6 protein-coding genes are annotated in these 6,370 nt (G+C 72.1%); 2 read left to right on the top strand and 4 right to left on the bottom strand.

Going from position 1 to position 6,370, the window contains the following annotated elements:
- The first annotated feature begins 176 nt into the window (after window positions 1-176).
- The gene (locus ACZ4VI_RS24105; RefSeq protein ID WP_468002263.1) at window positions 177-782 is read left to right on the top strand and encodes a response regulator transcription factor; all 606 of its coding nucleotides are present in this window, start codon (window positions 177-179) and stop codon (window positions 780-782) included.
- On the opposite strand, the gene ACZ4VI_RS24110 is transcribed toward ACZ4VI_RS24105, so the two are convergent.
- The 4 genes from ACZ4VI_RS24110 to ACZ4VI_RS24125 form a co-directional block, all read right to left on the bottom strand.
- Window positions 724-1,959: a sensor histidine kinase gene (locus ACZ4VI_RS24110; protein WP_468002265.1), complete on the bottom strand. Its 1,236-nt coding sequence runs from the start codon at window positions 1,957-1,959 to the stop codon at window positions 724-726. The genes ACZ4VI_RS24105 and ACZ4VI_RS24110 overlap by 59 nt on opposite strands.
- 52 nt (window positions 1,960-2,011) lie before the next feature.
- Window positions 2,012-2,680 (bottom strand): hypothetical protein, encoded by a 669-nt coding sequence (locus ACZ4VI_RS24115; RefSeq protein ID WP_468002267.1) that lies wholly within the window; start codon window positions 2,678-2,680, stop codon window positions 2,012-2,014.
- 86 nt (window positions 2,681-2,766) lie between these two features.
- Window positions 2,767-5,070 (bottom strand): TOMM precursor leader peptide-binding protein, encoded by a 2,304-nt coding sequence (locus tag ACZ4VI_RS24120; RefSeq protein WP_468002269.1) that lies wholly within the window; start codon window positions 5,068-5,070, stop codon window positions 2,767-2,769.
- Complete coding sequence (locus ACZ4VI_RS24125) at window positions 5,067-5,222, bottom strand: hypothetical protein (protein ID WP_468002271.1); 156 nt, start codon at window positions 5,220-5,222, stop codon at window positions 5,067-5,069. The genes ACZ4VI_RS24120 and ACZ4VI_RS24125 overlap by 4 nt, the downstream gene beginning before the upstream one ends.
- Window positions 5,223-5,457: 235 nt before the next feature.
- Between ACZ4VI_RS24125 and ACZ4VI_RS24130 the strand changes: the two genes are divergently transcribed.
- Window positions 5,458-6,273: an AfsR/SARP family transcriptional regulator gene (locus ACZ4VI_RS24130; protein ID WP_468002273.1), complete on the top strand. Its 816-nt coding sequence runs from the start codon at window positions 5,458-5,460 to the stop codon at window positions 6,271-6,273.
- Window positions 6,274-6,370: the final 97 nt, after the last annotated feature.

The following is a 6,370-nucleotide window of genomic DNA, read 5'->3' on the forward strand; positions in this document are numbered from 1 at the left end:
TCCATGTCCGGTGCCGCCCCCAAGGGAGGGGCTGCCCGGATTCTGGCGCCCGTTCCTCGAGCGGCGGTGGAACGCACCGCCGTGAAATCACCGGGGAAGGGATTTATCTGGCCAGTAGCATGGTTGAGGGGCACGGCCGAGACAGGGCCTTCAGTACGGGGAACGGGGGCGAATGCGTGATACGCGTCTTGATAGCCGAGGACATGCACATGGTCCGTGGGGCGCTGGTGGCACTCCTGCAGCTGGAGTCGGACATCGACGTGGTGGCGGAGGTGGAGCGGGGCGACGCCATCGTGGAGACGGCGCTGGACTCCAAGCCGGACGTCGCGCTCATCGACATCGATCTGCCGGGGCTCGACGGCCTCAGCGCCGCCTCTCAGTTGAAGGAGAGACTTCCGGAGTGCAGGACGCTGATCCTGACCAGCCTGCACCGGCCCGGAGCGTTACGGCGTGCGCTGTCCGTGCAGGTCGCGGGGTATCTGCTGAAGGACGCGCCTCCGGCGAAACTGGCAGCGGCGATCCGTACGGTGGCGGCCAACGGCCGGGTGATCGACCGTCAGCTGGCGCTGGACGTATGGCAGTACGAGGAGAATCCGCTCACCGGCCGGGAGGCGGAGGTGCTGAGGCTGGCCGCGACCGGAGCCGGACCGAAGGAGATCGCCGCCCAGGTTCATCTGTCGGTCGGCACCGTTCGCAACTATCTGACGTCCGCCGTCGCGAAGATCAACGCACGGAATCGGCATGACGCGATTCGGATCGCCTCGGAGTCGGGCTGGATCTGACGGCCCCGCGGATCGGACCGGCCGGACACCGGGCGTCCAGGCGGAACCAGCCTTCCGGACCCTCGTCGAAGGTCAGGGAACCGTTGATCCGGCTGAGCCGGAGCGCGAGGTTCTCCAGGCCGGTCCCCTCCCGCTCGGGGGTTTCGGCGGCCGCCGCCGGAACCCCGTCGTTGTCCAGCCTGAGGCGGACCCAGCCGCTCTCCTCGGTGAGCGAGATCCGGCAGTGCCGTGCCTTGCTGTGCCGCAGCAGATTGGTCACGCCCTCCCGCAGCACGGTGGCGAGCACCGTCTCCGTGTGACTGCCGAGCGGGCCGGTCGACTGGCGGACGTAGGTGCTGATGCCGGCGGCCTTGAGCATGAGCTCCGCCGAGGCGAGTTCGTCCGAGAGAGACAGCTCCCGGTAGCCGTCGGCCACCGCGCGGACGTCCGCGAGGGCCTGCCGCGAGATGCTCAGCACGTCCGTCAGCTCCTGCCGGGCCCGCTCGTCGTGCGAGCCGATGAGCCGGCTGATCAGCTCGCTCTTGAGCGTGATGGAGGAGAGGCTGTAGCCCAGCAGGTCGTGCAGATCACGGGCGAACCTCAACCGCTCCCGGGCGACGGCGAATTCGGCGAGATCGTGGCGCCGCGCATAGGACTCGGCGAGGAGTTCGGTGAGCCGGGTGACGCTGTAGACGAACAGGCCCGTCATCATCGTCGCCAGCGTCAGATAGGTGATGTCGAGGCCGGACATGCGCATCCAGGCCGCGATGCCCGCCATCGTGGCGACGGCCAGTCCGTACAGGGCCACCGACAGCGGGGCCGGGGCCAGGAGCAGGCACGAGCCCGCGACGAAACCGGCCATGCCGCCCCAGGCGATCCCGAACGCGAGCACCGGCACGACGGTGCACACGGCCTGGAGGCCGAGGGTCCACAGGCCGTACCGCGAGCGGAACCTCTGGGTCTGGGGCAGGCAGTGCGTGAGCTGGAGGGCGAAGACCGCGAGGAAGGCGGCGGAGCAGCCGAGGAGTTCGGCGTGCGTGGGACGGCGGGCCAGCAGGTTGAGGAACCCCATCACCCCGAACCCGCACTGCACCAGGGCGATGAGCAGAGTGGCCACCATCGGGGAGATGGACCGCTCGCACACGCGGGCCTGTTTACCGTCCAGCCATGGCAGATCGTCCGGCCTCTTGTCGGTCATGGTTCCCCTCGTTACGACAGTGCTACCGGTGTCACGTCGACGTGATACGTGATCAGGAAGGCGTGAGCGCGGCCCCGCCGCTGTCGCTCTCGGAGGGCCCCCGCCGCCCGCCCGGCAGGGCGCTGAGCAGGCTCGCCCCACCGATGTAGCCGATGATCTCATGGGCCAGTCCCGGAGCGATCGGGAGCTGCGCGAGCACCTGGTCCACGCTGACCGGATGCGTGACGGCCATGGCGGTCCAGATCGCCTCCGGGCGGTGCAGGACCAGCAGGAAGGGCCCGTCGGGCGTGTGCAGCTTCAGCCCCTTGCCCCGGGTACAGAGTTCGAGCACGGCGTCGGGGGCCAGCGAGACCGGCACCCCGGCGGCCACCTCGTAGCGGCGGAACACCGCGTCGGCCGAGACGGGGACGGCGGAGAGGATCGGACCGTACTGGTCGTCGGCGCCCAGCGAGCGCACCAGGAGGTGCCGCAGCCGGCGCAGCGCCGCCCACAGCGCGGGGTGGTCCGCGTCCGGCCCGAGGTGGCCGCGCGGGACGTCGAAGACATTCTCGAGCGAGATGGGGCCGAGGGTCATCCGGTCGAGCGCGGTGCGCAGCAGCTGGTCGGGCCGCCGCAGCCGTACCTCTCCGTACAGGCTGTGGACGATCAGATCGCGTCCCCGGCCGCCCGGTTCGAGCTCGACGTCGTCCCGCAGCGACCACAGGACGAAGGTGCTGGGCACGTGGTCGAGGGTCCGCGGGGAGTCGGTGGATTCGGGCGTGGATCGTGCGGCTCCGCCGGTCGTGGCTCCGGTCACTGCGGTCCCGGTCAGACGAAGAGGGGGACGGGGTTGAGATCGGCGTACGGCGTCGGCTCGGCCAGCCGCCCGAGCCGCACCGGCACGTCGTACAGCCGGCCCGGGCCGAACCGTGCCCAGAAGTGGCGCATGCCCGGGACGATCACCTTGACCACGGGGAGCCCGATGTCGGGCCGGGTCTGGTCGAGCACGAGCAGCTCCATGCCCCGCTCCCGGACCAGCGCCTCGGCGGCCCGCACATCGTCGAGGAGATCGGCGCGGGGACGGTACGAGAAGTCCGCCGGGTTGCGCGGCGCCGTACGCGGATCGGGCAGCAGGTAGGGCTGGTTGGCCGTCGTCGCCCGCAGCCACCAGCCGAGCGGCTCGGGGTCGCGGACGGCGTAACCCTCGCCGTCCGCGCGGGCCCCGGCCACCGCCGGCACCAGCTGGTTCATCTCGGTGAGCGCCCGTCGTAGCGCAGCCCGCGGGTCGAAGTGGGCCCCGAACCCGAACATGATGTCCTCGGCGTCCTTGTCGGTGCGCCGGGAGAGCGCGGCGAACACCGGAATGCCGAAGTCCGAGGTGAGGTCGAGCGCCCAGAGCTCACGGTTCATGCCCGCGTAGACCCGGCGCAGTTCGGCCGTCCAGGCGTCCTCGAAGCCGTCGAGGTCGACGCCGGGCTGCCGGGTGCGGTTGTACCACCACAGGGCGACCGCGTCCCGCTCCACCAGCTCCAGGAAGCCCTGGACGATCGCGTCCTCGACGCTGCTGCCCGCCGCGCTGCCGTTGGAGTCGGCCCGCGCGAACCGGCTTCCGGCCACGGGATCGGTGCCCCGGCCGAAGTACAGCATCGCCGTCGGCAGCAGGCGCCGCCGCTGGTGGGTGAGCGACCACACCGGGGTCCAGTCCACCGGGACGTCCGGGTCGAACTCCGCACTCACCTGCTGGAAGAGCGAGTTGCGGGCGTTCCAGGACGCGCGGTCTCGGAACTGCCGGGAGTCGAAGAGCTGACAGTCGTTCGGGTGCACGGCACTGTCGCCGAGACGGCGGTACGAGTCCCGGATACGCGGCTCGTCGCCGTGCAGGCTGCCCGAGTACCGCTCCAGGGCCTCGCACAGGGCGCTGACCCGGGCGTCGAGCTCGGTGACCCCCTTGCCTCCGCTGAGACTCCGCAGCCCGGCCCGCAGCCCGTTCAGTGTGGTGTCGCCGCCCACGGCGAGATTGCGGCCGGAGGTGAAGCAGTGGAGCGGCTCGGGGGCCCGCGTGTCGCGCCGCAACTCCGCGACCACACCGGTCAGCGGGTCGACGAGCGAGCCGTACCGCTCGATCATCTGCCGGGACGTCAGAGCGCGGTCGTTGGCGCCCGAGCCCGCCACCTTGAGACGCGAGACCGGCACCACGGGGCGCTCGGTCCGCTCGGCCACAAGGCCCGGGTCGCCGCAGGCGGGGCACTGGGGCCGGCGCCGTACCGGATGGTGGCGGCCGGCGAAGGAGAGGCTGTCCAGGGTGAACAGCGCGGACTGGCCCTCGTACCGGTGCCCCGCGCACCACTTCACGGCTTCGAGGGCCGCCAGGTGCAGCGCCGCGGAGCGGGCGGCGCCCAGGGTCACGGACGGCCGGGCGACCGGCCCGGAGAGCCCTCGGGCCCGGCGGACGGGCAGCTCGGAGGCGCGGTGGGCGTCCAGCCGGTGCGCCAGGCAGTGCCAGCAGGCCCCTTCCGGCCGGAAGACCGGGCCGATCCAGGCGGTGACCCCGGCGGGCCTGACCGGCAGCCAACTGCGCCCGGCGGAACGCAGGGAGTCGGCGGCCTCGCGCAGCCGGGGGGAGAGATAGTCGGCGCAGAGAACGATCGTGAGGTCGGCGGGCGCGGGGTCCTCGACCACGTCGAGTCCGGCCTCGCGGCAGGCCGCGACGGCCGGTGCGACCGGCAGCCCGTCCACGGCGCGCACGCACACCCGGCCGGCCGCGACCCGCGCCCGCGCGTCCGGGCCGTCGAGACCCGCGGCCTCCCAGTACGCGGTCTCCTCCCGCAGCGCCGGGTCGGCCGGCGGCGGGGTCCCGCGCCGGGCAAGCAACCCGGCCGTGTCCAGCGCGCCGAGCAGCTCGTCGAGGCCGTCGGCCACGGCCGACGGGACCGCGCGGCGGATCGCCGCACGGTCCCGTGTGCCGTCGAGCAGCGGGGCGACCGACTCGATGCCCCGGCCCTGCAGCGCCGTCACGCCGTCTTCGGAGAAGAGGTACGCGGCGTCGTCCGCCACGACCTCCACCCGCAGGTGGCCCTTGAACCCGATGCGGTCGCCCGCACCGGGCTCGGTCCCCCCGGCCCTGGTCGTCATCGTTCGGCCGGGTTCTCCAGCGGGAGGCTGCCATAGGTGAGGGTGAACAGCGCGACGGCGTCCGAGGGCGCGTCGAGGTTCTCGATGAGCAGCCCGGTGGGGCTGGTGGCCGCGGTCTGGGCGGCGAGCGGGACTGTGGAGGTGGCTTCCATCGTTTCCGTACCTTCGCTTGCTTGGAGAAGGGGCGTTCGATCAGCAGGAATCCTGCCTCGGCGCTCCGAGGGGGGACCAGTGACTCCGTCACGACTCCGTCATGTTTTTCTCATGCAGGAGTTCGTGACAGGTTCACTGGGGCCGGTCTCTTGACGCGTGTGATGCTCGGGACGCAGCGCCTCATGCCGGGTCGATACGGGGGTCCGGCCTGCGTACGTCATAGGAGGATTCCGAGTGGACATCCAACTGCTGGGGCCGATCTCGATCCGGACACATGGTGAATCGATCGTTCCCAGTGCTGGAAAGCCGCGTCAGATTCTCGCGCTCCTCGCGATCCGGGCGGGTCACGTGGTGCCCGTACCGACCCTGATGGAAGAGGTGTGGGGGGAGCGCCCGCCGCGCAGCGCGGCGACCACACTGCAGACCTACATTCTCCAGCTGCGGCGCAGGATCGCCTCGGCGGGGCCGGGCGAAGGGGAACGCTCCGCGAAGTCCGTCCTGTCCACCAGCTTCGGCGGCTACCGGCTCGATGTCCCGCCGGACACCAGCGACTGGAGCGAGTTCGAGCGTCTCGCGGCCCGGGGAACGACCGCCCTCGACGCCGGCGACCCGCTCGCCGCGACGGCCGCGTTCGGCCGGGCGCTCGCGCTGTGGCGCGGTCCCGCGCTGGTGGACGTACCGAAGGGGCAGGTGCTCGCCGCGGAGGTCCTCGGTCACGAGGAGGCCCGGATGCGGGTCCTCGAGCAGCGCATCGAGGCCGAGCTCCGGCTCGGGCGGCACGCGGCGCTCGTCGCCGAACTGCGGGTGCTGTACGCCAAGAACCCGCTGCACGAGACCCTCGCGGGCTATCTGATGGTGGCCTGCTACCGCTCGGGCAACACCTGGCGGGCCCTGGAGGTCTTCCAGCAGCTGCGCAGGACCCTCATCGAGGAGCTCGGCGTCGAGCCCTCGCCGCGGCTCCAGCGGCTCCACCAGGCGGTCCTGGCCTGCGACCCCGAGCTCGACCTGGCCGGCGACCCCTGGCGGGTGCCGGTGCGCCAGGCCGGCTGAGGAGGCGGGGGGGGGGGGGGGGTGCCCCGGGCCCCCACTTTCGCCGGGCCCGGGGGGGTGGGGCAAAAGGGGGGACCGAGGGCGGGGCCGGGGTGAA

The sequence above is a fragment of the Streptomyces sp. NPDC029169 genome (assembly GCF_055563935.1).

Bases quoted from the DNA above. Each gene is read 5' to 3' on its own strand.
- ACZ4VI_RS24120 (WP_468002269.1), bottom strand. From the start codon at position 5,070: ATGACGACCAGGGCCGGGGGGACCGAGCCCGGTGCGGGCGACCGCATC.
- ACZ4VI_RS24110 (WP_468002265.1), bottom strand. From the start codon at position 1,959: ATGACCGACAAGAGGCCGGACGATCTGCCATGGCTGGACGGTAAACAG.
- ACZ4VI_RS24125 (WP_468002271.1), bottom strand. From the start codon at position 5,222: ATGGAAGCCACCTCCACAGTCCCGCTCGCCGCCCAGACCGCGGCCACC.